We start from the raw sequence: 26,104 nt of genomic DNA on the forward strand, positions 1-26,104 counted from the left end.
TCGGGCGCGTCCGGTCCGACGACCTCGGGGTCCTCGTGGGGGAAGACCCGCCCGTACAGGCCGGCCGGAGGATCGCCCGCCAGCAAGCTCGGCCGGGCACGCTCGCCGCGGGCCATGGCCTCTAGATCGTATGTGAAGGTCCTGCCCATGGGCTAGCAGGCCGAATGGACGAGACTGCATCCGACCAAGTGATCTCCGGCACCGAGGTAAAGCTCTGCGTGCCCGCCGTCCTGTTCGACGATGCTCACCATCCTGGTCCGCAGCGCCGCTTCCAGACGCGCGAGGTCCGGAATGGCCTCTGGAAAGACGATGTTCTTCGATGCCCGCGGCACAATGGGTGGGACGCTACCGGGGGATGCGCCCCACGACGGAACGCCGTCCGTCCGGAACGGAAGGGCGGGCCGGGCATTCCCGCCTCTCATGACGGAGGCGGCGATGACGGAGAAGAAGGGCCACGGCAGCGGAACCGCCAGGAAGGCGAATGCCAAGGCGAGCCACGAGGGCAAATCCAATCCGCGCAAGTCGTCCGCCGCCCAGGCGGAACTCGGCAAGAAGGGCGGCAAGGCCAAGTAGCCGGGGGCGGGGCGCATGAGAGATCCCCGGCCCGGCAAGGCCGCCTGCCCCGGGGCGCCTACGCTTCGTCGGCGAACGGCATGTCGACGGGCGCGTTCCACTAGGGCCATGCCGGTGGGCGGGATGCGATGGGACGACAGGTCGATGATGCGGTTTGAGTACGAGGAACGAACGGACGGACCAGATCCCGGCCGCCTTGCGGGACCGGTCGTGCATGGCTGACCCCGAGCGACCCGCGGCCCCGGCCGTGGGTGCGGTCGCCAAGGCTCGGGCGGCGTCCCGCGCGGCCGCCTGCCTCGGGCTCGCGGCCTCGGCGACCGTGACGGCGGGCTGGCTGCTCGACATCCCCGCCCTGCGGACCATCCTGCCGGGCGAGGCGCCGATGGTGGCGCTGACCGCCCTGGCCCTCATCCTCCTCGCAGGAGCGCTATTGCTTTCCACTTGGCCGGAGCGACGGTCCCTCGCCGCGCGGGCCGGCCGCGGCCTCGCCGCCGGCGCCGCCGCGCTGGCGCTGGGCGGGGGCATCCAATACCTCGCGCCACACGGATTCCGGCTCGACGACCGGATGCAGCGCCTCTTCTCCGGGCCTCTCCGACCCGGGGACGGGATGTCCCTCGCGACGACCTGCTGCATCCTAGGCGCCGCGGCGGGCCTCCTGCTGCAGGACGCGCGGAGCCGCCGTCTCCGCCGGGCCGGCGCGGCGGCGGCCCTGTCGGCGTTCGTCGGCGCCGCGGTCGGGGCGCTCGGCTATGCCTACGGGCTCGGCGGCTTCCACCAGGGCGGCCCGTTCTCAAGGATGGCGCTGGTCACCGCCGTCACGCTCGGCGTCCTCTCTGCCGGCGTGCTCCTCAGCCGGCCGCACGGGCCATGGACCGCCGTCGTCCTCGGCGGCGGCGAGATCACGCGCGGTCTGCTGCCCGTGGTCGTGGTCGCGCCGCTGCTCCTCGGCTCGCTGCAGATCCACGCCGCCCGTTCGGGCCTGCTGGAAGCCGAGACCGGGACCGCACTCCTCGTCATCGTCCTGGCGATCTGCCTCGCGGCCTTGAGCGTCCGGCTCGCGCGAGACGTGGAACGGCGGATCGTCAGCGAACGCCGGCTGCGCGAGACCCTCCAGGGCATGAACCAAGACCTTGAGCGGCGGGTGGCCGAGCGGACCCGCGACCTCGCCGAGACGCAGGACGCCCTGGTGCAATCACAGAAGATGGAAGCCATCGGCCAGCTCACCGGCGGCGTGGCCCATGACTTCAACAACTTGCTGACCGTCATCCGCTCGTCGATGGACTTCCTCCGGCGCCCCGACCTGCCCGAAGAGCGGCGCCGCCGCTACATGGACGCGGTCTCCGACACCGTGGACCGTGCCGCGAGGCTGACGGCGCAACTCCTCGCCTTCGCCCGGCGCCAGACGCTCAAGCCGGAGGTGTTCGACGTCGGCGCGCGCCTCGCCGGCATGGCCTCCATGCTCGACACCCTGACCGGCGCGCGCATCCGCGTCGTGACCAGGAAACCCGACGGCGCCTGCCTCGTGCGGGCCGACGCCAGCCAGTTCGACACCGCCCTGGTGAATCTCACGGTGAACGCGCGGGACGCCATGGACGGCGAGGGAACGCTGACCTTCGCCCTCGCCTGCGGCCGGGCGAAGCCGGCCATCCGCGGCCATGCCGGCTCCCCGGACCCGTTCGTGACGGTCTCGGTGACCGACAGCGGTGCCGGCATCGACCCGGACCATGTCGGGCGCATCTTCGAGCCGTTCTTCACCACCAAGGCCGTCGGCAAGGGGACGGGGCTCGGCCTCTCCCAGGTCATCGGCTTCGCCAAGCAGTCGGGCGGGGACATCGACGTGGCCAGCGTCGTCGGCCGCGGGACGACCTTCACGCTCTACCTCCCGCAGGCCGAGCGGCCGGTCGCCGAGGCGGAGGAGGCGGTGGTCCGGGACGACGAGGGTTCCGATCCTGCCGGCCTGTGCGTCCTTGTGGTGGAGGACAACGTCGAGGTCGGTCGCTTCTGCACGCAGGTCCTGCGCGACCTCGGGCACGGCTCGCTCCTCGTCCCCTCGGCGGAGGCCGCCCTGGCCGAGATCGAGGCCGTCCCCTTCCGCTTCGACGCCGTGTTCTCGGACGTGGTCATGCCGGGCATGGGCGGGCTCGAACTCGCCAAGCGCCTGCGGACCCTTCATCCCGAAATGCCGGTCATCCTCACGTCCGGTTACAGCCACGTGCCGGCGCCGGACGACGCCGACGGCTTCGACCTGATGCGTAAGCCGTACTCGGCCCATCAGTTGGACGCTGCCCTGCGGTCGGCGGCGCGTCGCCGACCGCAGCCGCATCGCGCAGAAACCGCTCCGGGCTGACCGGCAGGCAACGGTTCCTCGGACGTGGGTGGGCTCGAAGGGGGGCGCGCACCCGCTTGGTGCCGGGCGTTGGTCTGGACGCGGCTGGTTCGGGCCAGAGCCGCTTTTCAGGCGGAGGCGCGGCGGCGGCGGGCGACGCCGCTGCGCAAGGCGCGGGCGACCTGTTCCGCCGAGTAGGGCTTGCGCACCAGCTCGAAGCCGTGCGCGTCGTCACGGGCCAGGGCGTCGCTGTAACCCGTCGTCAGGATCACCGGCAGCTCCGGATGGCTGGTCCGCAGGCGCCGCGCGAGCGCGACCCCGCCAATGCCCGGCATCACCACGTCGGAGAAGACCGCGTCGAAGCGGAACGGCGTCCGCTCCACTTCGGCGAGCGCCGCCTCGGCATTGTGCGCCCAGACCGTCCCATGGCCGAGATCCTCCAGGAGCTGCGTGCAGAAGCGCCCGACCTCGAGGTTGTCCTCCACCACCAGCACGCACAGGCCGCGCTCGTCGGCCTCGGCCTCCACCCCGGGCGATCCGGCAGCGTCGGCCCCGGCGGGAGGATCCACGTGCGGCAGGTACAGCGTGAACGTCGTGCCGCGCCCGACCTCGCTGGCGACGTCGACGTCGCCCCCCGACTGCTTGACGAAGCCGATGACCTGGGAAAGGCCGAGCCCGGTGCCCTTACCGGTCTCCTTCGTCGTGAAGAACGGCTCGAAGATCCGGTCGAGCACCCCGGGCGGGATGCCTGCGCCCTCGTCGGTGACCGAGACCGCGGTGAACGGGCCGGGAGCGCCGGCGTGGCCGCGGATGCTCGGCAGGGGGCCGCCGCAGGCAAGACGTAGGGTCAGCCGGCCCTCGCCGTCCATCGCGTCGCGGGCGTTGACCGCGAGGTTGATCAGCGCCGTCTCGAACTGAGCCCGGTCCGCCCGCACGTGGCAGGTCCCGTCGGGCAACTCGACGGCGACGCGGATGCGCGCGCCGGTGACCGCGTTCAGCATGTCGGCCACGCCATGCAGGCGCTCGCGGAGGTCGAACACCTCCGGCTTGAGGGGCTGGCGCCGGGCGAAGGCGAGGAGCTGGCTGGTCAGCCGGGCGGCGCGGTCGACCGTGTCCGAGACCGCTTCCAGGTAACGGACGCGCCGCTCCTCGGCGAGGTTCGGCCGGCGCAGGAACTCGACCGACGAGCGGATGATGGTCAGGAGGTTGTTGAAGTCATGGGCCACGCCGCCCGTGAGCTGGCCGACCGCCTCCATCTTCTGGGCGTGCCGCAGCGCTTCCTCGGCGCGGGCGAGCCGCTCCTGATCGCGGAGCCTCTCGGTGACGTCCTGCGCGTACTGGAAGGCGCCGACCCGTTCGCCGGAGGCGTCCCGCAGCGTCGTGAACTTGAGCTCGTAGCAGGAACGCCGGCGCTCGGGGTCGCCGAACTCCCCCACGGTCGTGAACTCCTCGCCCGCCAGGGCTCGGGACCACATCGCCCGCGCGGCGTCCCTGTGTTCCGGATGGTTCGCCAGGAGGTCGAGGAGACCGTCGCCCACCTCCGGGCGGACGCCGTAGATGTCCTCGAACTCGTCCGCGAAGGCGCGGTTGACGGCGAGCAGCCTGTAATCGGGGTCGAGGGCGGCGACGAGCGCATCGGTGGTCTCGAACACGTCGGCCCAGAGCTTGCGCTGGGCGAGCGCCGCCTCGACCCGCCGCTCCAGGGTCTCGTTGACCTCGCGCAGCCGCGCCTCGGCGAGCTTGCGGTCGTGCACGTCCTCGACGACGCCGTACCAGCGGACGATGGCCCCGGTCCCGTCCCGCCGCGGCAGGGCCCGGGCGCGCATCCAGCGGTACGCGCCGGTGGCGGCCACGCGGATGCGGTAATCGACGTCGACCGGCTCGCCGGAGGAGAGCGAGGCCGCGAAGACCGTCATCGTCCACGGCACGTCGTCGGGATGCAGCGCCTTGGCCCAGCCGGCCCCGTCCGGCTCGCCGGGCGCTTGGCCCGTCAATTCGAGCCAGCGGTTCGAGTAGGAGGTGATGTTGCCGCTCGGGTCGCAGGTCCAGGGCACCTGTGGGTTGAGTTCGACCGTGTGCCGGAAGTGGTCCTCGCTCTCGCGCAAGGCGGCCTCGCCGAGCACGCGGCCGGTGGTCTCGGCGGTGACGCAGAGCAGGCCGGCGACGGCGCCCGTCTCGTCGCGGACCGGCGAGTAGGTGAAGGACCACCAGCTCCGCTCGGGCCGCCCTTCGCGCGAGAGGTCGAGCATCACGTCGGTCAGCGTCTGCCGCTCGCCGGCGAGGGTCGCCTCGACCAGGGGACCGATGTCGTCCCAGATGCTGCCCCAGACCTCGCGGAACGGGCGCCCGAGGGCGGTGTCCAGGCGGTAGCCGAGGATCGGGCGGTAGGCGTCGTTGTAGAAGCAGAGCAGGTCCGGCCCCCAGGCGAGGAACATCGCCGTCGGGCAGTCGAGCATCAGCGAAAGCGCGTTGCGGAGCGCTGGCGACCACGTCTCCGGGGACCCGAGCGACGTCTCCGACCAATCGCGGGCGCGGATCTCCGCCGCGGTGTCGCTTCCGGGCGGCAGGAACGGCAGGTGATCAGCCACGGCACCCCCGGACCGGATCGGCCGCTCCGTATGGCCGGCTCGGGCCGGGATGAGTCCTGTCGGGCATCGTGTCCTGAGCTGACGGCAATCGTGGCCGGACCGGCTTCGATGGGCGCCGACCCATTCCATTGTCGTTCATAACCAGGGCGAAGAACGACGGTTGCCTCGTGCCCGCCGCGCCCCGCTCGGTATCACCGCTCCGGCCTCGCTCGCCCGTGACGATGCGGCGCAGCCTTGGCCGAGTGGCGACCGCGTCGGTCCCAGGTTGAGCATCGGAAGGCTGCCGCAGGTCGCGGCCGGCCTTGAGCCGTCACGACGACGGCCGTGCCGGGGAAGCGTTGGGTTGGTCGAGAATGCAGAGCGGGGAGCCGCCGCCGATCTCAGGCTGCTGCGCGCGGCCGTCGAGGCGACGGGCGAGGCCATCCTGATCACCTCCGCCGAACTCGAAGAGCCCGGGCCGCGCATCGAATACGTCAATCCCGCCTTCACCCGCATGACCGGCTACGAGGCGCACGAGGTCGTCGGCCGGACGCCCCGCCTCCTTCAAGGCCCCCGGACCGAGCGCACCGTGCTCGACCGCATGCGCACGGCCCTCGAAGCCGGCGAGCGGTTCCAGGGCGAGGCGCTGAATTACCGCAAGGACGGCTCCACCTACATGGTCGAGTGGCTGATCACGCCGGTGCGGGAGGCCGGTGGCCGCATCACCCATTGGGTCTCGGCCCAGCGCGACGTCACGGAGCGTCGCGCCGGCGAGGACCGGCAGGCCATGATGGTGCGCGAACTTCACCACCGGGTGAAGAACACGCTGGCCACCGTTCAGGCGGTCTTCAACGCCACCGCCCGATCCGGGCTCCCGCTCGCCGAGCTCACCCGCGCCTTCTCCGGCCGGATCGCGTCCCTGGCCCGCACGCACGCGCTGATCACCGAGGACCTCGCCCAGGCCGCCTCCTTCGACGGGCTGCTGCGGGCTGAACTCGATCCTTACGACACCCGGGGGCGGCTCGCACTCGAAGGACCGAGGGTCGTGCTGCCCTCCGAGCTCGCCGTGCCGGTCGGCATGGCGCTGCACGAACTCACCACCAACGCCCTACGGCACGGATCCCTCGCCGACCCTGACGGCCGGCTCCACGTGGCGTGGCGGGTCGAGGACGGACCGGCGGGGCGCAGCCTGCGCTGGGACTGGAACGAGCACGACGGGCCACCCGCCACACATCCGACGCGCGAGGGTTTCGGCCACCGGCTGCTGAACAAGGTGCTGGCCGCGCAGACCGGCGCGGAGGTCGACGTCGCCTTCGCCCCGGACGGGCTGCGCGTCTCCGTACGGCTGCCGTTGCCCGCGACCGCAGGCTGAGCCTTCGACGGGCGTCCCACAGGGGTGCGGCGAACCACGCCGTGCCGGACGGCGCTCCGCCCGCCGGTTCGTCAGTCCCCCTGACGGTCCAAGGGCGTCGACCCGCTCGGCGAGGCGGGCGACGGGGCGCTGCCACTCCTCGTGCAGGTTAACCCGGAGCAGGTCGTAGGCTTCCTCCAGCCCTTGGCCGCCCTCGAGCAGGCGTGGGTCCTGGGTGGCCGCGGACGGGCCGGGATCGCGCATCTGGCACGGGCGCATGGCTGATCCGTTCCGGGCGGCGCGTGCTGCCGGCCTTGGCCTCTTCGATGTGTGACGGTTTGTCCCCATCAATGGGCGTGGGCGGGATTGGTTTTAGCGTGGCCTTACCCGAGCGGTCTTGATGCCGGGATACGTGGCACCTCGGGTCCTTCGAGGGGTGACGCTTCCCGCCGTCAGGCCGGCATCCTGAACGTGAAGGTCGCTGCGTCCGGCGTGGAGACGGCCTCCGGGGTCCCGCCATGCGCCTTCGCGATCTCGGAGGCGATGTAGAGGCCGAGGCCGAGCCCCTGCTTGCTCGGCCGTTCCGACGCGCGCACGTAAGGCTTGAACAGGCCCGCCATCGCCGCGGGCGGGATCGGCTCGCCCGAGTTGGTGACCGCCAGCTCGAAGACGCTGTCCGACGTGGCGCCCCGCACCTGGACCGGGCTGTCCGGGGCGCCGTGGGTCACCGCGTTCGCGAGGAGGTTCGAGAGGAGCTGGCCGATCCGGGTCGGGTCGCGGCGGCACTCCCCGACGCCGTCGAGGTCGACCTCTATGCGGCTGTCGGGATGGCCGCCCTCGATCTCGGCGACGACCTGTCGGAGCATCGGGGCGAGCGGGACCCTGCCGGCCTTCTCGACGGCGAGGCGGCCGCGGGCGAAGTCGAGCACGTCGTCGATCAGCCCGACCATGCGCCCGACGCTCTTGGCCAGCAGGTCGAGAACGGTGCGCTCGCGCTCCGACGGGTTCTCCCTGGCCAGCAGCTTCGCGCCGGAGTCGATGGAGGCGAGTGAGTTGCGCAGGTCGTGGCCGAGCACGGCGATGAACTGCTCGCGGAGCTCCGCGGTCACTCGCTCGTCGACGAGGGTGGCCGCGCTCGCCGCGTGCTCCGAACGGCTCGCGGCGAGGTCGGCCTGGCTGGTGTCGAACGCCGCCCGGCTGGTGGCGAGGTCGCTCGCCCCGGCAGCGAGCCGCATGTGCGCGTCGACGTGGACGGCATCGACCACGGTCTCGATGTTGATGCTGGTCGCGATGTGATGGACGAACCAGACCAGCGTGCCGATAGCGATCAACGCCAAGACCATCGCGCCGGTGCTGGCGAGGTGGGGGACGAACGGGGTCTCCTCCACGGTGCGCACCGTGCGTAGAACCATCAGTGAATAGGCGAAGGCCCCGAGGAAGATGCCCAGGACCGTCTGGTTGCGGGCGTCGCGAATGAAGTTGCGCAGGAGGCGCGGCCCCATCATCTGGCCGGAGGCCAGGGTCAGCGCGGCGATGGAAAAGGTCGTGCCGGCGACCCCGATATTCGAGGAAGCTATGGCGCTGAGGAGGACTGATCCACCCTCGGCGCCGCCCGAGTAGACCCAGTTCTGATCCGGAGTCGAGGCGTCGTAGCCGGCGATATGGGCCGTCTTTAGCCAAACTCCGAACTGCGCCAGCAGGATGCAGCCGAGCACCATCAGGGCCGAGCGAAGCCAGAACAGGTTGCCGAGGACTCCCAGCCAAGCTTTGGCGCTCGCTCATCCTTGCGGCCTGACATCTTCCGACCCCGGCGACAACCGGCACGAAGATTCGGTCAGATCGTTGGCCATCAAACGCGGGGGCGCATCAAAACCGTTTCAGTACATTCCAAGACATCGCGAGTAGGAAGGATGCTCCTTGATCTCGATCTTCGACCTCGTCGCGTTGCTGCTGACTCTCTCAACTCTGTTCGATTGTACTGGTTGATCGCACGCGTCGCGAACGCGCACGCCGTCTGGCAGATGGGACTCCGGCTCGGAGGCCTGCGATGGCCTGATCGCCGCCGAAACGTTGGATATCGGCGTCGCGCATGCTGAAGCCGGCGCCGAGCGCTGGGCCCAAAGTCGATGCGCGGCGTCCGAGTGTTCATGCCTGATCCCGCACCTGGCCCGATGGACGCGGCGCGGTGGCGGGGGCTGTCGATTAGGCGGCCTGGGCGACGGGCGCAGGCGACGGCGCATCCATGGCACGCAGATAGAGATCGAGCAGCGTCTCCTGCTCGTCACGCTCGTCCTTGTCCTGCTTGCGCAGCTTGAGGATTTCTTTGAGCACCTTAACGTCGAGCCCCTCGCCCTTGGCTTCGCCGAAGATCTCCTTCTTGGTCTCCATGAGATCCTTGATCTCCTCGTCGATGCGCTCGATGCGCTCGATGATGGAGCGGATCCGGTCGCCTGCGATGCCCACGGTATCGGTCGTATCGGACATGCCTACTCCTCGCGCTGATCGGGGCCGGCAAACTGGCGGGTCAAGGTAAGCGAGAGGTTAAGGCGATCCGCCGGATAGCGGTCGGTGCAATCGGCAGGACGGGCAAATGAACGGGCTCCGGTGGTGGATCGCTGCGATGGTTGCCGGGGTTCCGCTCGGTCTGGCCGTGGTCCGATCGGCAGCCAGACGGCGTGCGTGCCAGGGGCGCCAAGGACGCTTGGCAGCGAGACACGACCGCGTCGGCGGCATCACCATGCATGCCCGCGTCTCGGTCGGCTCCGTCCCGGAAGACCGGCTGCCCGTGATCTTGGTCCACGGGCTCGGGATGTCGAGCCGCTACATGATCCCGCTCGCGGAGCATCTCGCTCCTCATCTGCGCGTCTATGCGCTTGACCTGCCCGGCTTCGGTCTAAGCGACAAGCCTCCTCAGGCGCTTACAGTTCGCCAGTTGGCCGATGCGCTGGCTGCCTGGATGCAAGCGCTCGGATTGGAGCGTGCGGCCCTTGTCGGCAATTCGCTCGGCTGCGAGGTGCTCGTCGAGCTTGCGCTCGTTCACCCACAATTCGTCGACCGCCTTGTGCTGCAGGGACCTACACCGGACCCGGAGGCACGTGGTATCGCCCGACAGATCGCGGGCTTCTTCCTCATCGCGCCATTCGAGCGCTGGTCGCTCGCCTGGGTCGCGCTAACGGATTATGCCCGCAGTGGGATCCGGCGCTACCTCCAGACTCTGAGGAGCATGGTCGACAACCACATCGGAAAGAAGGCGTTACGGGTCTATCAGCCGACGCTCGTGGTCTGGGGGACGCGCGACTACATCGTGCCCTATGCGTTCGTGACGAGCCTTGCTACCTCTCTGCCTCGGGGTACTCTTGCTGTCATCCCCAGCGCAGCTCATGGGATCAACTACTCACACCCAGAGGCATTTACAGCTGCCTTACTGCCGTTCCTGCTCGCCTCGCGAACGAGGCTGCTTGCCGGAAATTTCGCGTCGGAGATCGTTGCGGACTGGAGATCTGGAGGCAGCCATTAGGCTTGCCTAACACACGGCTGAAACTACACTAAAAATTCGCCCTCTGAGTCGCGTAATACTGGGGAAAAGTGTTTTATATCCTTTATAGCTGCCGGACAAGAGGCCGCATAATACCTTTATCGCCGCTCCGAGGATTATCGCTCGCCGATCGGGATCGGCACGAAAACGCTCCCTCCTGTGCAGACCTCGTTAGAAAAGCATCGACCGATTTCGCCTTGCTCTCGACGCCAACCGCCAAGCATGCTTGCTGAGCGTACCGGTCGATACGAACCGGGCAGGGAGAGATCATGCGCAACGTTTGGGTTGTGGTCGGCGCGCTCGGCTGCGCGCTCGGCTCTTTGCCGGCTCAAGCCCGTATCACCGGGTTCGAGATCGCCTCGGTCGAGCCGTTCGCGGACGGCGCCGAGTTTGGCGCCGCAGGCAGCTACGAGCGCGTCGTCGGCACGGCCCGCGGCGAACTCGATCCGTCCGACCCCTCGAACGCCGGCATCGTCGACATCGCGCTCGCGCCCCGCAACGCCCGCGGCATGGTCGAGTACCGGACCGACCTGTTCATCCTTCGCCCCAAGGATCCGACGCGCGGGAACGGCACGCTACTGTTCGAAGTGCTGAACCGGGGCCGCAAGTTCCTGTTCAACTGGGTGCTCGATGCCCCCGCCCAGGCGGTCCAGGCCGTCAACGACCCGAAATCCGCGACCGACGCCGGGACCGGTCTCGTCCTGCGTCGCGGCTACACTTTGGTCTGGTCGGGTTGGGAAGCGGACGCGCTGCGCCAGCAGGGCGGCATGGCGATCGATGTGCCGGTGGCGACCCGCTACGGCAGCCCGATCGTCGAGACCGTGCGCGACGAACTCGTCAGCGCCACGCGCGGTCCGCCCGAAGCGCCGTTCTACTTGACCTTCAAGACGGCGAGCCCGGACAAGGACCACGCCCGCCTCACCGTCCGGCGCCGGGAAGCCGATCCGCCGCGCCCGGTGCCGGCAGAGGCATGGCACTACGCCACGCCGCGCCAGATCGAGCTTCTGCCCAAGGGGACCAAGCCGCTCCCCGGTTCGCTCTACGAATTCACCTATCAGGCCACCGAGCCGAAGGTGCTCGGCATCGGTTTTGCCGCCACGCGGGACGTGGTGGCGCATCTGCGGGGTGAAGTCTCTGGCGGTGCCAATCCCGCCGGCGGCGGCATCAGGCATGCCCTCGCGCTCGGCATCTCGCAGAGCGGGCGCTACCTGCGCGACTTCATCCAGCAGGGCTTCAATCGCGACGAGGCCGGGCGGCGCGTGTTCGACGGCGTCCTGTCGCACATCGCGGGGGTCGGCGGGGTGTTCCTCAACGCCCGCTTCGGCCAGCCCTCGCGCACCAACACGCAGCACGAGGACCACCTCTACCCGGAGAACGCGTTTCCGTTCTCGGCAGCAAAGCAGCACGATCCGGTCACGGGGCGGACCGGGACGATCCTGCGCGGCGACGGCTTCGATCCGCTGCTGATCGAGATGAACACCGGCACCGAGTACTGGCAGAAGGGCGCTTCCCTCTTGACCACCGATCCGCTCGGCCGCCGCGACGTGGCGCTGCCGGACACCGCGCGCGCCTACCTCGTGTCGAGCGGCTTCCATTACGGGCGCGCCGGCCTGACCTCGAACAAGGGCCCCTGCACGAACCCGCGCAGCACGCTGAACCCCGCGCCCGCGATCCGGGCGCTGCTCGTCGCGCTCGAAGAGTGGGTGGCGGACGGGAAGGCGCCGCCGGACAGCCGCGTGCCGCGCCTGTCGGACGGGACCTTGGTTGAGGCGGCCGACACCGGCTTCCCGTTCATGGTCGGCGTGCCCGTGCCCACAGTACCGAACGCGATCACCCGGTTCAGCATCTACGTTGATCCGCGCCCGGAGGGTGGGATGCAGTACCGGCCGCTGGTCCCGCGGGTTGATGCGGACGGCAACGAGGTGGCGGGGATTCGCCTGCCGGCCGTCGCCGCACCGCGCGCGACCTATACGGGCTGGAACCTCTACGCTGATCCGTTTCCGGCCGACGCACTCTGTGACCGGGAGGGCAGTGAGCTTCCGTTCCCGCCGACGCAGGCCGAGCGGATCGCGAAGGGTGATCCCAGGCCCTCGATCGAGGAGCGCTACCCGGATGCGGAGGCCTACGTCGCCGCCGTCACGAAATCGGTCGATGTGCTCGTCTCGGATCGCCTTCTCCTGCGCGAGGACGGCGACCGCATGATCGAGGCGGCCCGTCCGCGAACGCCCTGACCGTTCTCCGCGGCGGCCTACCGGTAGGCCGCTGCCTGCAGCTCGAACAGTTCGGCGTAGCGCCCGCCCCGCGCGACCAGCTCCGCATGCGTGCCGGCCTCCTGCACCCGGCCATGCCCGAGCACCACGATGCGGTCGGCCCGGCGCACGCTCGAGAAGCGGTGCGAGATGAGGAGCGCGGTGCGCCCGAGCGCCAGCGCGCGCAGGCGGGCGAACACCTCGGCCTCGGCGCGGGCGTCGAGCGCTGCGGTCGGCTCGTCGAGCACCAGCACCTCGGATTCGCGCATGTAGGCGCGGGCGATGGCGAGCTTCTGCCACTCGCCCCCCGACAGATCGACCCCGTCCTCGAAGCGCCGCCCCAGCCGCTGGTCGTAGCCCGCGGGCAGCCGCGCCACCACGGCGTCGGCCAGCGCCCGGCCCGCCGCGCCCTCGATGCGCTCCGCCTCCGCCCGCGCCGCGATGCGCCCGACCGCGATGTTCTCGCCCGCCGTCAGATCGAAGCGGACGAAATCCTGGAAGATCACGCCGATGCGCGTGCGCAGGGTCTCGGGATCGTAGTCGCGCAGGTCGCGCCCATCGAGCAGGATGCGCCCCTCGCTCGGATCGTAGAGCCGGGCCAGCAGCTTGACGATCGTGGTCTTGCCGCTGCCGTTCTCGCCCACCAGCGCCAACACCTCGCCGGCCCGGATCGTGAGCGAGAGATCGCGCACCGCCCAGTGCTCCGCGCCGGGATAGCGGTAGCCCACCGCCTCGAACACGAAGCCGTCGCGGATCGGCGTCGGGAACGGGGCGGGCTGCTCCGGCACGGGCAGGCGGGGCGCGAGCGCGAGGAAGCCGAACAGGTCGTCGAGATACTGCGCCTGCCCCGAGAGCTGGGACAGGCCGAGCAGCAGCCCTTCGACGAGACTGCGCAGGCGCAGGAAGGCGCCGGTGAGGAAGGTGAGGTCGCCGAGCGTGAGCGTGCCGCTGGCGGCCCGCAGCGCGATCACGAGGTAGGCGAGGTAGTAGGCGAGCGTGCCGAGGCTGGCGAACAGCCCGCCCGCCACCGCCCGCCGTCGCGCGAGGCGGGTGTTCTCGTGCAAGGCCCGCTCGGCGAGCAGACGGAAGCGCTCGGCGAGGTAGCCGCTGAGGCCGAACAGCTTGACCTCCTTGGCGCTCTCGGCCCCCGCCCCGAGCTGGCGCATGTAGTCGCCCTCGCGCCGGTCCGGCGAGCGCTGGTAGGCGAGGCGGTAGCCCTGGCGGTTGAAGTGCAACTCGTTGAGGAAGGCCGGGATTAGCGCCAACACGAGCAGGAGGACGGCCCAGGGCAGGAACGCGACGACGGCGACCGCCAGCGACAGGGCGGTGAGGGCGTCCTGAAGCTGGCCGAGGAGCTGGCCCATGGGGTTGGCCCGCCACGCCACCTGCCGCCGGGCGCGCTCCAGCCCGTCCTGCACGGCGGGATCCTCGAACTGGGCGAGATCGAGGGTGGCGGCGTGCGCCATCAGCCGGAGCGTGGTGGCGTTGCCGGCCCTCTCGGCCAGCACCCCATCGACCAGGGTCGTGGCCCGCCCGAGCAAGTCGGAGGCGAGCGCCAGAGCGAGTTCGGCCCCGATCAAGAGGCCGACCTGCCGCAGGTGCGGATGGGCGAGCCAGTCCGCGGCGCCCGCCAGGGCGGCGCCGTCGGCCCGCCCGGCCACGACGGAGTCGACGACGAGCTTGGCGACGTAGAGCATCAGCGCGGGAATCGCCGCGCGGGCGAGCCGCAGGCCGATGCTGGCGAGCGTCAGGACGCGGCTCGTTGCCCAGGCGAGGCGGAACAGCGCGGGAAGGTGCCGGAACGGACCGATCCGTACAGCGGCCGCGTTGCGCAGCCGCTCGGTGGGTGATGGAGGCAAACGTGCTTCGCGCCGCTCGGGCGCTCCCTGCTGGGTCGAAAGACAACGAACACGTCCCGTACCGGATTGCCATTCGCTCTGGGGCGGTGACGGTGCGCGACATGGAGGCACCTGCGATCCCACGGCTGCAGGCCTTCCAAGGCCACTGCCGTACGCGTGCGGGTCGGTCGCCGCAGCCTCACCGGATCGGCACCGAGAGTGCGGCATCAGGCGATACGCGTCTCCTCGAACCAAGTCAGTCGCACATCTGTTGGCGCACCATCATAGACCGCTACAGTGATGGGCCCTCCCCGTGTCCGTGACCCGAATTGCCTCGCGCGAACTACTCGAATTGTCAGCCGAGGCGTTCGCGAAGCACGACCCCTCGCCCGATCCCCATTTCTATCGAGAGCCACGCTTCGTCACGCATGTTGACGAGCCGGCCATCGCCGCGGTGACACGCCTGTACGCCGAGTTGCTCCCCCCGGGGGGCGTCATCCTCGACATGATGTCGAGCTGGGTCAGTCATCTCCCGCCGGATATGACTTACGCGGCGGTGATCGGCCACGGTCTGAACCAGCGCGAACTCAACGCCAATCCGCGGCTGACGCGGCGCTTCGTGCAGGATCTGAATGCCGACCCGCATCTGCCTCTGGAGAGCGCGAGCGTCGACGCGGCGCTGATCTGCGTCTCGGTGCAGTACCTCCAGCAGCCGGTGACGGTGCTATCAGAGGTCGCGCGCGTGCTCCGCTCGGGATCGCCGGTCATCATCAGCTTCTCGAACCGCTGTTTCCCGACCAAAGCCGTCGCGATCTGGAAGGTTCTCGACGCGACGGGGCACGCGCAGCTCGTCGACTTGTACCTGCAACGCGCGGGTTTTGCGCGAACCGAAACGCGGATCCTGATCCCGGACGGCGGTTCGAACGATCCGATGACAGCTGCGGTCGGCTGGCTCGCATCGGAATGACGGGCCGTTCGGGCCAGGAACGGCAAACAGGCAGCACGCCATCGCGACCTGAGGTCCGTCTGTTCCGACGCCGCAGCGACTCGGAACAGCTGCGGCTAGCCTCGGTTTCCCACCCCTACGGCTCCTGGCACCCCGAGGGTATCGTGCGTGACCGCAGGTCCATGTTGCGCCGGCTTCTGCTCCAGTCCGGCAGTATCGCCGCTGCCAGCATCTTGTTCGGGATCGAAGGAGCCGCAGGGGTGGAGACGAACTCCGACAAACTCGCCGACGCTCCAGCAGGCCGTCGATCGAAGAGCCTCGATACCGAATACTTCAAGGGCATGTACGCCACCGAGGCTGATCCCTGGCAATTTGCCACGAGTCCGTACGAGCGTGACAAGTACGCGGCGACGCTGGCAGCCCTGCCACGGCCCCGTTACACCTCCGCTCTTGAAGTGGGCTGCTCGATCGGGGTGTTCACCCACCAGCTTTGTCCCCGCTGTGACGCACTGATCGGGCTCGATGTGGTGCCGTCCGTGTTGGACGCCGCGCGCGAGCGGTGCGCCGATTGCCCGAACGCGCAGTTCCAACTGGCTGCGGTTCCCGGCAACTGGCCAGACGGGCGGTTCGACCTGATCCTGATCTCCGAGGTGGCGTACTATCTCGACCGCACCGATCTCGCGCGCCTCGTCGCGCGTGCCAGAGGCGCGGTCCTGCCCGAGGCCGATATCGTCCTGGTTCACTGGCTCGGCGTCACCCATTATCCGCTCTCCGGTGACGAGGCCGCCGAGGGCTTCATCGAAGGCGCACGTGATTTCGCGCGGGTGTTCAAGCAGTCGCGAACGGCCGAGTATCGGCTCGACGTGCTGCGCGCGACCAAGGCATAGGCCTACGACATCCGGCGACGGCATCCATCGAAAACCTGGGATGCCGCCGTAGGATCAGCGCAGCAAACCTCGCGGATCGGGACGGCAGCCTAACCGAGCGTCTCCTTGCGCCGTGCCCACGCCGTCGCCGCGGCATAGACGAGGAGGCCGGCCAGCATCAGGCCGCAGCCCGCGAGGGACTGGAACGGTCGGACGACAACGACGTGGGCCATCATGAGCAACGTGACGGACAGGAAGATCATCGGCGTCACCGGGTAGCCCCAGGCTCGGCAGGGCCGTGGCAGGTCGGGTTGCGTGATGCGCAGCTTGATCAGCCCGAGCACCGCCAGAAAGGAGCACAGGGTCAGGCTGAACTGGATGAACTCCAGCACCGCCTCGAAGCTCTGCGTGAGCAGAAGGAGTGTAGCGACGCCGCCTTGCAGGAGGAGCGCGGGGATGGGGACGCCCCGGTGTGAGCGATGCGCGAATGGGCGCAGAAGCGGCAGGTCTTCGCCCATCGCCACTGTCACCCGCGGACCGATCCACATCATCGCACTGATCGTCGGAATGAGGCCGGCGCAGATCAGGGCGCCGACGAGGCGACCGCCCTCCTCGCCGAAGACGTGACGGCCGGCGATCAGGGCAACATCGATCTGTCCGGCGAGCTCACCTATCGGGGTGGTGTAGAAAAACACCGCGTTCAACGCCACGTAGAGCACGACCACGACGCTCGTCCCGAAGAGGAGCGCCCGCGGCAGGCTGCGCTTCGGGTCATCGATCTCGCCGACGATGTAGGTCGCCGCGTTCCAGCCCGTGTAGGCGTACATCACGAATACGAGGCTGACGGCGAAGCTGGCGCCGAAGATCTGCCCGGCATCGAATCCGACCAGGGTGAAATGGATCGGCTGATCGCCTCCTCGCGCGAAGCCTGCCGCGATGAAGGCGAGGATCAGGGCAAGCTTGAGGAGCGTGAATCCGATCTGGAATACGCTGCTGTGACGCGTTCCGCGCAGGTGGACGACCGTGACGGCCCAGATCACCGCAAGCCCGAGCACGAGCGGCGGCGCGCCGGGAAGAGCCGCCTTGGCGTACTGCCCGAACGCCATGGCGGCGAGCGCCACCGGGGCGGCGAACCCGACGGTGGCCGAGAGCCACCCCGCCATGAACCCGACTGCTGGGCCGTACAGGCGCGTGAGGAAGCTGTACTCACCGCTCGATCGGGGAAACATCGTGGCGAGTTCCGCATAGCAGAACGCCCCGCACAGAGCGACGACACCTCCGATGAACCACAGTAGCAATAGTGCAAAACCGGATTGGATATCCGTGACCTGAAACCCGAGGCTAGTGAACACGCCCACGCCGATCATGTCGGACACCACGATGGCGGTCGCCGCCAGGGTCGAGACTTTGGGTGACGTCTTGGCGGCGGCGTTTCCGAGCATGCCATGCACATCTGGCCCGAACCGGCCGCGCGTCGAGATGCGGCCGATCGGCCGGAAGCGACAGAGTGGGGACACGACACGCCCCGCCAGCCCGTGAGCAGATCGGGCGGCGGGGCCGCTCATTGATTGTTAACCATACTGCCCCCATCTCAGGAGCATGCCGATCGCGATCCTGTCGCTTGATCGGACGCGGCCACGATGCCGGGATTGGGGTGACGCCGGATGTACGCGCACCTTCGTTCCGGCTTGCGTGGCCGTTCTCTTTTCAGCTTCGAACCTCGTCAGCCGGTGCCTTGAACGGGCTCAGTTCTTCGGCTTGTCGGCGCTTTCGTCGCCGCCCGGCAGGTCCGATCCTTGGCCCGGTCGCTCTTTCGGTTCGCCGCCGCCAGTCTGCTTCCGGGCGTCTTCGATAAGCTCCTCGGCTGCGTCGCGGTCGCGCTCACGATCCATCTGTGCACCTCCGTTGCGAGACAGGCGACATGGCGCGGATCGGCGGCGGCTCAAGAGAGGATGCTGGCGCGTCTCCCTACCCGTAGGGACCGTGAAACGGGTCGCCGGGCGCCTTCCGCCTAAACAGCGTCCGCCACCGCCGCCGCATGTGTTCCGGCCGGTCGTGGAGCATGTGGCCGCGCTGGCACCATGCCGCGAGGTTGGCCGGGGCGTTGTCAGCCGTGTCGCGGTTTCGGTGGCCGGTGGCGAGCACCACCCGCGTCATACGGGGCCGATCCGAGCACATCGTCGGCACCGATCGCGAGGCAGACGATTGCGCCGGCACCGTCGCGCCAGGCGGCGGCTTCATCGTCCCACCACCGCCCGTCGCCGCGATGGACCACCGTTCGCCCGTGGGGGCGCCCGCAGCCTTCGCACCGCTTCCTAGCGCGGCCGAAGCGGATCACCGCCGAGAGCTGCGGCCAGTCGATCGGGTAGAAGAAGCGGTGCTCGCGCCGGAATGGTAGGGCATCGCGGGGCAATAGCTACGCTTCTGCGTAGGCGACAGTCGGCCGACCGTCATGCAGGATTGTTCCAACCTCGTTGCCGAACCCCATCGCAGATGAAAGACCCCTTCATGATCTGGGTCACAGACCACCGAGGACATTGCACCTACCTCTGCCAGGAATGGCATGATCTAACCGGGCAGCAGCCTTCTGAAGCGCTCGGAACAGGTTGGTTCGAGGCTGTGCATCCAGAAGATAAAACCGAGATTGCCAACGGCTTCACCGAGGCTTGCCGGCGTCAGGTCGAGTTCATGCTGCGCTATCGCCTGAGACGTGCCGACGGCACCTACGTCTGGGTCCTCGATGCCGCCTCCCCCTCCTTCACGCCGCTGACCCACGACTTCGTTGGCTTCCTTGGCGTGATCAGCCGGTACGAGGATGACGAGGTTCAGGGTCTTACCGCCAAGGCCGAGGTCGGCACATTCATGCCTGGGCGAGCGACGGCTGAGTTCGCACCGCTATCCAAGCTCGACATCGCTGCCGACCACCTCATCGCAGCGCGAGCGATGACGGTAGAGTACGGAGGCGAGGTTGCCGAGGCGATCGACAACGCTCTCTATGTGCTCGGTCAGGCGCTCAGGCGCGAGCAGGCGGAAACGGGATCACCGAGCAAGCCTCACTGACCGGCCGGGCCTCCTGCTGACACCATTCGGCATAAGCACGTTCCCGCACCTCGAAAGCAGTGCGCAGCAACGTGTCCGGCTCACCGCGGGCCTCCGGAAGTAGGATGAGCCCGAGGTCGTTTGGCTTGCGGTCGAGCACTTTAGCGGCCTCGGACCGCCACGTCGCATCAGCGGCAACGAAGAGGAGTTCAGGCCCGGACATCTTCATCTGGCTCACCAGATCCTGATCGCAGAAGTGAATCTAAATACAACTTGCGCTTTATAATTGTGCGCAATCGTCAGCGTCCGATGCACATTGTGCATTGCGCAATCCGTGTCGAGTGGCAAAGCTACGTAGCGCCTGTGCGCTCACTGCATTTTGAATGCATACCACCGCTCCGACCCCGTCACGTCCCAGCTACGCACGCATGCTGCGCAGCTCTTGATGGTGCAATAAATGGAAATCGGCCCCCGCCGGTGCCCGACGGCGACGGCACGTATACAATACTAGCCATAGATTAGTTCTGAATCCAAAAATTTCCACACAGCGGTAGGCGAAAGCCAGTTGTTTTCGTTTAATTTGATTCAATCTTATAGAAAAGACATTTCCACCAAGATTTCGCAAATAAGCGCCCGCTGTGTGATCTCAATCCTCCCTTGGGTGTTGAACCTTCGCTATTCGGTGGCCTCCCGAAATCGCGATGGTCTCAGGCCATCCTACAAAGGAGGCATGCCTTGGCTGTTGGAAGGACCTCTCACAGCGCGAGGAGGGGTTCCGGAGGTCGAACGGACGAGAGCTCCCATACTGGCAGTCAGAAGTGCGCGACGGACCTATGCCAAATTCTCAGATGCTGCGTGACATGGCCCTCTTCGTTGAGGTGGCCAAACGGAAAAGCTTCAGCCAAGCCGCAGCTGCTCTTGAGATGCCAATCTCCTCGCTTTCCCGGCGGATCTCCGCATTTGAACAAATGGTCGGCTTGCGGCTGCTCGACCGCACCACCCGGCGCCTCATCCTGACCTCCTACGGAGAAGCCTATCTTGCCCAAGCATCTCGGCTCGTCGATGAGGCACAGCAAGCCTTTGACAGCCTCGTCGCCGTGGCAAAGGGCCCGAGCGGGTTCCTCAAGATCGCTGCCCCGCCGGACTACTGGGTGCTACATCATCTCTCACGCATCGTGACGGAGTTCTCCGCGCTGCACGAGCACATCCACGTGCATATCGATCTGAAGCCCAGCGCCGTCGATCTCGTGGGTGACAACTACGATCTGGCTGTGACCGTCGAGGAACCACGTGAGACTTCGCTGATCATGCGTAAGGTAGCCGAGGTGGCGAATGGCCTCTTCGCCTCACCAGCCTACCTCCGCGATCATGGTTGGCCCGGCGAACCTCACGATCTCAAAGATCACAGCGCCATCGTCCCAACCCCAGGCGCGGGCACGACGTGGTTGCTCAGCCGTAACGACGAGATTGTCCCGGTAGTGGTTGGCGGTTCGCTCACTTGCAACTCGCCTAACATGGCTCGCAAGTTTGCCCTGGCGGGGCAAGGGATCATCAGCACGCACCGCCTCAGTGTTGAGCGCGACGTGGTGAACGGCAGGCTGGAGCAGGTGCTGCCGGAATGGGATCTCCCGCCGACACCGGTCTACATCGTCACGACCTCCCGCCTCCTGCCGGCAAAGACACGTGGCTTCATCGAGTTCGCGATGAAGCAGCTCCCGATCATGCTGGCTGCCGGAACCGGCGGCGAGGCTTGGAGCAAGTTGAGAACCGGCCATACCGGCGTCAGGCTCATTCCACCCTAACAGGTCGGCGGTTCTCGCCAGCAGCTCGTCACATACGAGTTGATCTCAAATCTGGGTATCGCTGGCATTGGCGCTGACGCCGTGGCGGTCGCCGGGCATTTCGAAGAAGTTTTCGCCCGCCTTGTAGGTCACGATCGGACCGTCGTTCACTTGGCTTCGTATCGCGCCTTCGAGCACGGTCGCGCAGATGAATGCCGATTTCGGATGCGTGTGAGCGGGTGACGACTGCCCAGGAGCATACTCGGCGAGAACGCCCTTCATGCTCTTGCCGGGCATGTTCGCCAGCAACTGATCGAAGACGACGGAAACCTTGGCTCCGCCTTTGGTGAGATCATGCCCCGAGGCGCTGGCGACGCATGCGGCAACAATGGCAGCGGATGAGATCAAGTGCTTCAAGATCGTATTCACGGTGCGGCCTCCGTTTCACAGGAGCAAGCACGACGGCAAATTCCACTTCGTCGCCCTGCTACGAGTGAGACGAGAAGGCAGCAGGCAGAAGTGACATATGCGATCAGAAAATCGTTCTTTATCTGGGGCGTTGAGGCAACGGTGAATAAGGCGCGCCAGCCTGGTTTTGCCGCGGCAACCACACAACCTTTGCCTTCGTACGCTTCAATCAATGCCGTACCGGGGAAGCATGGCCGTTTCGCACACTCGGATCGTTGATGTCTGCTTCTGGACAGAATGCCAAGGTCCGGATGCACCCTTTCCGGACCTTGGACGGAAGCGGGTCGAATGTCCGCAAGGGGTCAGGAGCTGGCGCGCTATGATTTCGTCGGTCCCGGCGATCGGGAGGCCGGACTGAACGACTTGGCCTCCGCTCACCGATTTGCCCGAGTGGGGTGGACAGAGTTCTTCCGGCGTCATCAGATCCCGCACCTATTCAAACGCGATCAGCATGAGCACGAGGTTACGTCAGGCTCTTGGGGTGGTCGCTGAACACAGGCACGCGATAGGCATCAAAGTCTGCAGGAGGCCAATTTTTGGCCTCCTGCGTATCGGCCAACCTGCCTGCGTTACTGCATGGTCGGCATCACGAAGTCGGCGCCGGCACGGATGCCGGTCGGCCAGCGGGTCGTGATGGTCTTGAGGCGCGTGTAGAAGCGCACGCCCTCCGGCCCGTGCATGTGGTGGTCGCCGAACAGCGAGGCCTTCCAGCCGCCGAAGGAGTGGAAGGCCATCGGCACCGGGATCGGCACGTTGATGCCGACCATGCCGACCTCGATCGCATGCGCGAACTCGCGTGCCGCGTCGCCGTCGCGGGTGAAGATCGCGGTGCCGTTGCCGAACTCGTGCTCGTTGATGAGCTGCGCGGCCGCGGCGTAGTCCGGCACCCGGGTCACGGCCAGGACCGGCCCGAAGATCTCCTCCCGGTAAATCCGCATCTCCGGCGTCACCCGGTCGAACAGCGAGCCGCCGACGAAGTAGCCCGCCTCGTAGCCCTGGAGCTTAAGGTCGCGCCCGTCGACCAAGAGCTCGGCGCCCTCAGCTACCCCCTGGTCGATGTAGCCGCGCACCTTCTCATAGTGCTGGCGCGTCACCAGCGGGCCCATCTCGGACTCGGGGTCGGTGCCGGGGCCGACCTTGAGGGCGCGTACCTTCGGGATCAGCCGCTCGATCAGGGCGTCTGCGGTCCGCTCGCCGACCGGCACCGCCACCGAGACCGCCATGCAGCGCTCGCCCGCCGAGCCGTAGGCGGCGCCCATCAGGGCATCGACCGCCTGATCCATGTCGGCGTCGGGCATGACGATCATGTGATTCTTGGCGCCGCCCAGCGCCTGGGCGCGCTTCCCGGTGCTGGTGGCGGTGGCGTAGATGTAGCGGGCGATCGGGGTCGAGCCGACGAAGCTGACCGCGCTGATGCCGGGGCTGTGCAGGAGCGCGTCGACCGCTTTCTTGTCGCCCTGCACCACTTGAAACACGCCGTCGGGCAGGCCGGCCTCCTTGAGCCACTCGGCCATCCGCAAAGCGGTGGACGGGTCTCGCTCAGAGGGCTTCAGGACGAAGCAGTTGCCGCAGGCGAGCGCCACGGGAAACATCCACATCGGCACCATAGCGGGGAAGTTGAACGGCGTGATGCCAGCGACCACGCCGAGCGGCTGGCGTAGGGAGTGGCTGTCAACGCGGGTGCCAACATTCTCGGTCACCTCGCCCTTCAGAAGCTGCGGGATGCCCGTGGCGAATTCGACGACTTCGGCCCCACGCTGGATCTCACCCTTGGCGTCCGAGAGCACCTTGCCGTGCTCGGCGGTAATGACGGCAGCGAGTTCGTCGGTGCGCTCCTCGAGGATGCGCAGGAAGCGGTTGAGGATGCGCGCGCGGCGCAGGGGCGGCGTGGCGGCCCAGGCCGGGAAGGCGGCCTTGGCCGACGCCACCGCGGCCTCGACCTCGTCGCGGCTCGCCAGCGCCACCGCGCCGGTCTCCTCGCCGGTGGCCGGATTGTAGACCGGCGCGGTGCGGCCGGAACGGCCCGGGGCGCGGGCGCCGTCGATGAAGTGCGAAATCTCTTGAGGCATGGCTCTGTCCTGTCCGTGCCGGCCTGCGGGCCGGCTGATCTTCGAAATTTCGGTGAAGGGGGCGTTCAGGGTGCGGCAACGGCCGCTTCGGAGGCGGGCGCGGGCGCTCCGAGTTCGGCGGCGAAGGTGCCGAAGAACTGGTCGGCGAGCTTGCGCGAGGTTCCCTGGATCAGACGTCCGCCGAGTGAGGCAATCTTGCCGCCGATCTCGGCCTTGGCCTCGTAGGTCAGCACGGTGTCCGCGCCCTCCTCGCGGAGCGAGACGACGGCGCGGCCCTTGGCGAAGCCCGCCATGCCGCCGTTGCCCTGGCCGACCAGGGTGTAGCCCTCCGGGGCGCGGATGTCCTCGAACCGCACGGTGCCGGCGAAGGTTGCCGAGACCGGGCCAACCTTCAGGGCGACCTTGGCGGCCAGCTCCTCGGGCGAGGCCTGCGTCAGCTCCTTGCAGCCGGGGATGCAGCGGGCGAGCACATCCGGGTCGTTCAGGGCGGCCCAGACGGCCGCGCGCGGCACCGCGATGCGGTACTCGCCTGTGATATCCATGGCTTACCTCCCGTAACGGGTCGTGGCGGTCAGACCGCGCAGTAGCGATCCTGAATCGCGGTATCGGCGCGAAGGGCCGCAGCCGAGCTCTCGTGCACGACCGCGCCCTGGTCGATGATGACGGCGCGGTCGGCGAGGTTGAGCGCCCATTCGACGTTCTGCTCCACGAGCAGCAGCGTCACGCCGCGTTCGCGCAAGGCGACGAACAGCCGACCCATCTCCTCGACCAGCACCGGCATGATGCCCTCGGAGGGTTCGTCGAGCAGGATCAGCTTGGGGCGGGCGATCATCGCGCGAGCGATGGCGAGCATCTGCTGCTCGCCGCCGGACATCGTCACGGCCGTCTGGTCGAGCCGCTCGGCGAGGCGCGGGAAGGTCTCGGCGATCTCGGCGATGGCCGGTCCCTCCTTGATGGAGGCCGGGGCGCGCAGCAGTCCGAGCTTCAGGTTCTCGCGCACGGTGAGGCCGGGCACGATGCGCCGGTCCTCGGGCACGTAAGCCAGGCCCAGCGGAAAGCGGGCATGGGCCGGGCGCCCGAGCAGATCCTCCCCGAGGAATCGGACGCTGCCGGCGACCTTCGGGATCAGGCCCATCACGGCCTTCATGGTCGTGGTCTTGCCCGCGCCATTGCGGCCGACCAGCGCCATGATCTCGCCCGGCCGCACCTCAAGGGAGAGGCCGTGCAGGACATGGCTCGGGCCGTACCATGCGTCGAGGCGATCGATCTCAAGCATGGCCGTACCCGCCGCTCTGGCCGAGATAGACCCGGCGTACTTCCCGGTCGGTCTGGATCTCGGACGGCGTCCCGTCGGCGATGAGCCGGCCGTGATGCAGCACGAGGATCCGCTCGGACAGGCCGAGGATCATCTTCATCTTGTGCTCGACCAGCAGGATTGTGCGGCTCTCGCCTAAGCGCCGCAGCAGCGCCACCATCTCCTTGGTCTCCTCCGGGCCCATGCCGGCGGTGGGCTCGTCGAGCAGCAGCAGCTTCGGGTCGGCGGCGAGCGCGATACCGATCTCCAGGGCCCGCTGCTCGCCGTGGGCGAGCGAGGCGGCGGTCCGGTCGCGGCGGCCTGAGAGACCGACCGCGTCGAGGATCTCGTCGGCGCGCGTGCCGAGGCCGGTGAGCGCGTCGCGCCGACTCCAGAAATCGTAGCGGCGGGTGCGGGCCTGGATCGCCGTGCGCACGTTCTCGTGGGCGGTCAGGCGCGGGAACAGGTTGGTGATCTGGTAGGAGCGGGCAATGCCGAGATGGGCAAAGCGCGCCTGGGGCACGCGGCCCATGTCGCGGCCGGAGAAGCGCAAGCTCCCGCTCGTCGGCTTGAGGGCGCCGGAGAGCAGGTTGAAGAACGTGCTCTTGCCCGCCCCGTTCGGGCCGATGATGGCGGTGATGCGCCCTTCGCCGAAGGCAGCCGAGACGCCTTCGAGGGCGGTGAAGGCGCCGAAGCGGCGGCCGAGGTTCTCGACTTCGAGGATGGGGTTCGAGACCGGGTTCATCGGCGCCCCCGCAACGCGGTGAGCCGCCCCAGCGCCGTGCCCCAGAGGCCGCGGGGCAGGAACAGCACGAACAGGATGAAGACGGAGCCGAGCGCGAGCTGCCAGTGCGGCGTCCAGAGGCTCAGGACGTCCTCCAGCACCAGCACGGTCAGGGCGCCGACGAAGGGGCCGAAGAAGGTGCCCGCGCCACCCACCAGCGTCATCACAACTGCCGTGCCGGAGGTGTGATAGGCGAGGCTGTCCAGCGGCACGATCGAGAGGTGGATCGCCGAGAGCGCTCCGCTCAGGCCGCAGAACAGGCCCGACAGCACGAAGGCGAGGAGCTTGGTGCGCTCCACGTCGAAGCCGCAGGCGCGGGCCCGGGTCTCGTTCTCGCGGATCGCCTCGATCACCGCGCCGAAGGGCGAGGCGAGGATGCGCGAGATCAGCGCGAGCGCCGCGCCGACGAAGACCAGCA

General features: G+C 68.2%; 22 protein-coding genes and 1 pseudogene. 9 read left to right on the top strand and 14 right to left on the bottom strand.

Annotated elements, in window-relative coordinates; genetic code table 11:
- Positions 1 to 435 precede the first annotated feature (435 nt).
- On the top strand, positions 436 to 573 hold the full coding sequence (locus ACPCJR_RS25015; protein WP_391516077.1) for a hypothetical protein: 138 nt from the start codon (positions 436 to 438) through the stop codon (positions 571 to 573).
- Between the two features lie 214 nt (positions 574 to 787).
- Complete coding sequence (locus ACPCJR_RS25020) at positions 788 to 2,920, top strand: ATP-binding protein (protein WP_391516078.1); 2,133 nt, start codon at positions 788 to 790, stop codon at positions 2,918 to 2,920.
- Positions 2,921 to 3,027: 107 nt separating this feature from the next.
- Here the strand turns inward: ACPCJR_RS25020 and ACPCJR_RS25025 are convergent, their stop codons facing one another.
- A complete protein-coding gene (locus ACPCJR_RS25025; RefSeq protein WP_391516108.1) occupies positions 3,028 to 5,334 on the bottom strand; it encodes a PAS domain-containing protein in 2,307 nt (768 codons plus the stop codon).
- Between the two features lie 496 nt (positions 5,335 to 5,830).
- On the opposite strand from ACPCJR_RS25025, the gene ACPCJR_RS25030 reads away from it, so the two are divergent.
- Positions 5,831 to 6,838, top strand: a complete 1,008-nt coding sequence (locus ACPCJR_RS25030; protein WP_391516080.1) for an HWE histidine kinase domain-containing protein — start codon at positions 5,831 to 5,833, stop codon at positions 6,836 to 6,838.
- 431 nt (positions 6,839 to 7,269) lie between these two features.
- Here the strand turns inward: ACPCJR_RS25030 and ACPCJR_RS25035 are convergent, their stop codons facing one another.
- Entirely contained in the window at positions 7,270 to 8,535 is a 1,266-nt protein-coding gene (locus ACPCJR_RS25035) for a DUF2254 family protein (protein WP_391516082.1), read from the bottom strand.
- Between the two features lie 484 nt (positions 8,536 to 9,019).
- Positions 9,020 to 9,301: a DUF2312 domain-containing protein gene (locus tag ACPCJR_RS25040; protein WP_232628376.1), complete on the bottom strand. Its 282-nt coding sequence runs from the start codon at positions 9,299 to 9,301 to the stop codon at positions 9,020 to 9,022.
- A gap of 217 nt (positions 9,302 to 9,518) precedes the next feature.
- On the opposite strand from ACPCJR_RS25040, the gene ACPCJR_RS25045 reads away from it, so the two are divergent.
- Both ACPCJR_RS25045 and ACPCJR_RS25050 read left to right on the top strand, forming a co-directional pair.
- Entirely contained in the window at positions 9,519 to 10,334 is an 816-nt protein-coding gene (locus ACPCJR_RS25045) for an alpha/beta fold hydrolase (protein WP_391516083.1), read from the top strand.
- 287 nt (positions 10,335 to 10,621) lie between these two features.
- A complete protein-coding gene (locus ACPCJR_RS25050) occupies positions 10,622 to 12,583 on the top strand; it encodes an alpha/beta hydrolase domain-containing protein (protein ID WP_391516085.1) in 1,962 nt (653 codons plus the stop codon).
- A gap of 17 nt (positions 12,584 to 12,600) precedes the next feature.
- Here ACPCJR_RS25050 and ACPCJR_RS25055 read toward each other — a convergent pair whose 3' ends face one another.
- On the bottom strand, positions 12,601 to 14,460 hold the full coding sequence (locus ACPCJR_RS25055; RefSeq protein WP_391516087.1) for an ABC transporter ATP-binding protein: 1,860 nt from the start codon (positions 14,458 to 14,460) through the stop codon (positions 12,601 to 12,603).
- A gap of 292 nt (positions 14,461 to 14,752) precedes the next feature.
- Between ACPCJR_RS25055 and ACPCJR_RS25060 the strand changes: the two genes are divergently transcribed.
- Both ACPCJR_RS25060 and ACPCJR_RS25065 read left to right on the top strand, forming a co-directional pair.
- Positions 14,753 to 15,406, top strand: coding sequence for a methyltransferase domain-containing protein (locus tag ACPCJR_RS25060; RefSeq protein WP_391516089.1), 654 nt, complete (start codon positions 14,753 to 14,755; stop codon positions 15,404 to 15,406).
- 143 nt (positions 15,407 to 15,549) lie between these two features.
- Positions 15,550 to 16,272 carry an SAM-dependent methyltransferase gene (locus ACPCJR_RS25065; protein WP_391516090.1) on the top strand — a complete coding sequence of 241 codons (723 nt, stop codon included), beginning with the start codon at positions 15,550 to 15,552 and terminating at the stop codon, positions 16,270 to 16,272.
- An 89-nt stretch (positions 16,273 to 16,361) separates the two neighbouring features.
- On the opposite strand, the gene ACPCJR_RS25070 is transcribed toward ACPCJR_RS25065, so the two are convergent.
- The 3 genes and pseudogenes from ACPCJR_RS25070 to ACPCJR_RS25080 form a co-directional block, all read right to left on the bottom strand.
- Positions 16,362 to 17,693, bottom strand: a complete 1,332-nt coding sequence (locus ACPCJR_RS25070) for an APC family permease (protein WP_391516092.1) — start codon at positions 17,691 to 17,693, stop codon at positions 16,362 to 16,364.
- A gap of 303 nt (positions 17,694 to 17,996) precedes the next feature.
- Complete coding sequence (locus tag ACPCJR_RS25075; protein ID WP_391516094.1) at positions 17,997 to 18,143, bottom strand: hypothetical protein; 147 nt, start codon at positions 18,141 to 18,143, stop codon at positions 17,997 to 17,999.
- A gap of 76 nt (positions 18,144 to 18,219) precedes the next feature.
- Positions 18,220 to 18,664: pseudogene (locus ACPCJR_RS25080) on the bottom strand (hypothetical protein).
- Positions 18,665 to 18,744: 80 nt separating this feature from the next.
- On the opposite strand from ACPCJR_RS25080, the gene ACPCJR_RS25085 reads away from it, so the two are divergent.
- Positions 18,745 to 19,311 carry a PAS domain-containing protein gene (locus tag ACPCJR_RS25085; RefSeq protein ID WP_391516095.1) on the top strand — a complete coding sequence of 189 codons (567 nt, stop codon included), beginning with the start codon at positions 18,745 to 18,747 and terminating at the stop codon, positions 19,309 to 19,311.
- Here ACPCJR_RS25085 and ACPCJR_RS25090 read toward each other — a convergent pair.
- Positions 19,265 to 19,519 carry a hypothetical protein gene (locus ACPCJR_RS25090; protein WP_391516110.1) on the bottom strand — a complete coding sequence of 85 codons (255 nt, stop codon included), beginning with the start codon at positions 19,517 to 19,519 and terminating at the stop codon, positions 19,265 to 19,267. The genes ACPCJR_RS25085 and ACPCJR_RS25090 overlap by 47 nt on opposite strands.
- Before the next feature lie 631 nt (positions 19,520 to 20,150).
- On the opposite strand from ACPCJR_RS25090, the gene ACPCJR_RS25095 reads away from it, so the two are divergent.
- A complete protein-coding gene (locus ACPCJR_RS25095; protein WP_391516821.1) occupies positions 20,151 to 21,092 on the top strand; it encodes a LysR family transcriptional regulator in 942 nt (313 codons plus the stop codon).
- 45 nt (positions 21,093 to 21,137) lie between these two features.
- Here the strand turns inward: ACPCJR_RS25095 and ACPCJR_RS25100 are convergent, their stop codons facing one another.
- The 6 genes from ACPCJR_RS25100 to ACPCJR_RS25125 form a co-directional block, all read right to left on the bottom strand.
- Complete coding sequence (locus ACPCJR_RS25100; RefSeq protein WP_391516112.1) at positions 21,138 to 21,491, bottom strand: cupin domain-containing protein; 354 nt, start codon at positions 21,489 to 21,491, stop codon at positions 21,138 to 21,140.
- A gap of 617 nt (positions 21,492 to 22,108) precedes the next feature.
- Positions 22,109 to 23,608: a CoA-acylating methylmalonate-semialdehyde dehydrogenase gene (locus ACPCJR_RS25105; protein WP_391516098.1), complete on the bottom strand. Its 1,500-nt coding sequence runs from the start codon at positions 23,606 to 23,608 to the stop codon at positions 22,109 to 22,111.
- 65 nt (positions 23,609 to 23,673) lie between these two features.
- Complete coding sequence (locus tag ACPCJR_RS25110) at positions 23,674 to 24,150, bottom strand: SRPBCC family protein (protein ID WP_391516100.1); 477 nt, start codon at positions 24,148 to 24,150, stop codon at positions 23,674 to 23,676.
- Between the two features lie 29 nt (positions 24,151 to 24,179).
- Entirely contained in the window at positions 24,180 to 24,884 is a 705-nt protein-coding gene (locus ACPCJR_RS25115) for an ABC transporter ATP-binding protein (RefSeq protein WP_391516102.1), read from the bottom strand.
- Positions 24,877 to 25,647 (bottom strand): ABC transporter ATP-binding protein, encoded by a 771-nt coding sequence (locus tag ACPCJR_RS25120; protein WP_391516104.1) that lies wholly within the window; start codon positions 25,645 to 25,647, stop codon positions 24,877 to 24,879. The genes ACPCJR_RS25115 and ACPCJR_RS25120 overlap by 8 nt, the downstream gene beginning before the upstream one ends.
- The coding region (locus tag ACPCJR_RS25125) for a branched-chain amino acid ABC transporter permease (RefSeq protein WP_391516106.1) at positions 25,644 to 26,104 on the bottom strand (461 nt) is incomplete at its 5' end. The genes ACPCJR_RS25120 and ACPCJR_RS25125, both read right to left, overlap by 4 nt.

Source organism: Methylobacterium sp. NPDC097929 (assembly GCF_049543375.1).
Taxonomy (GTDB): Bacteria; Pseudomonadota; Alphaproteobacteria; order Rhizobiales; family Beijerinckiaceae; genus Methylobacterium.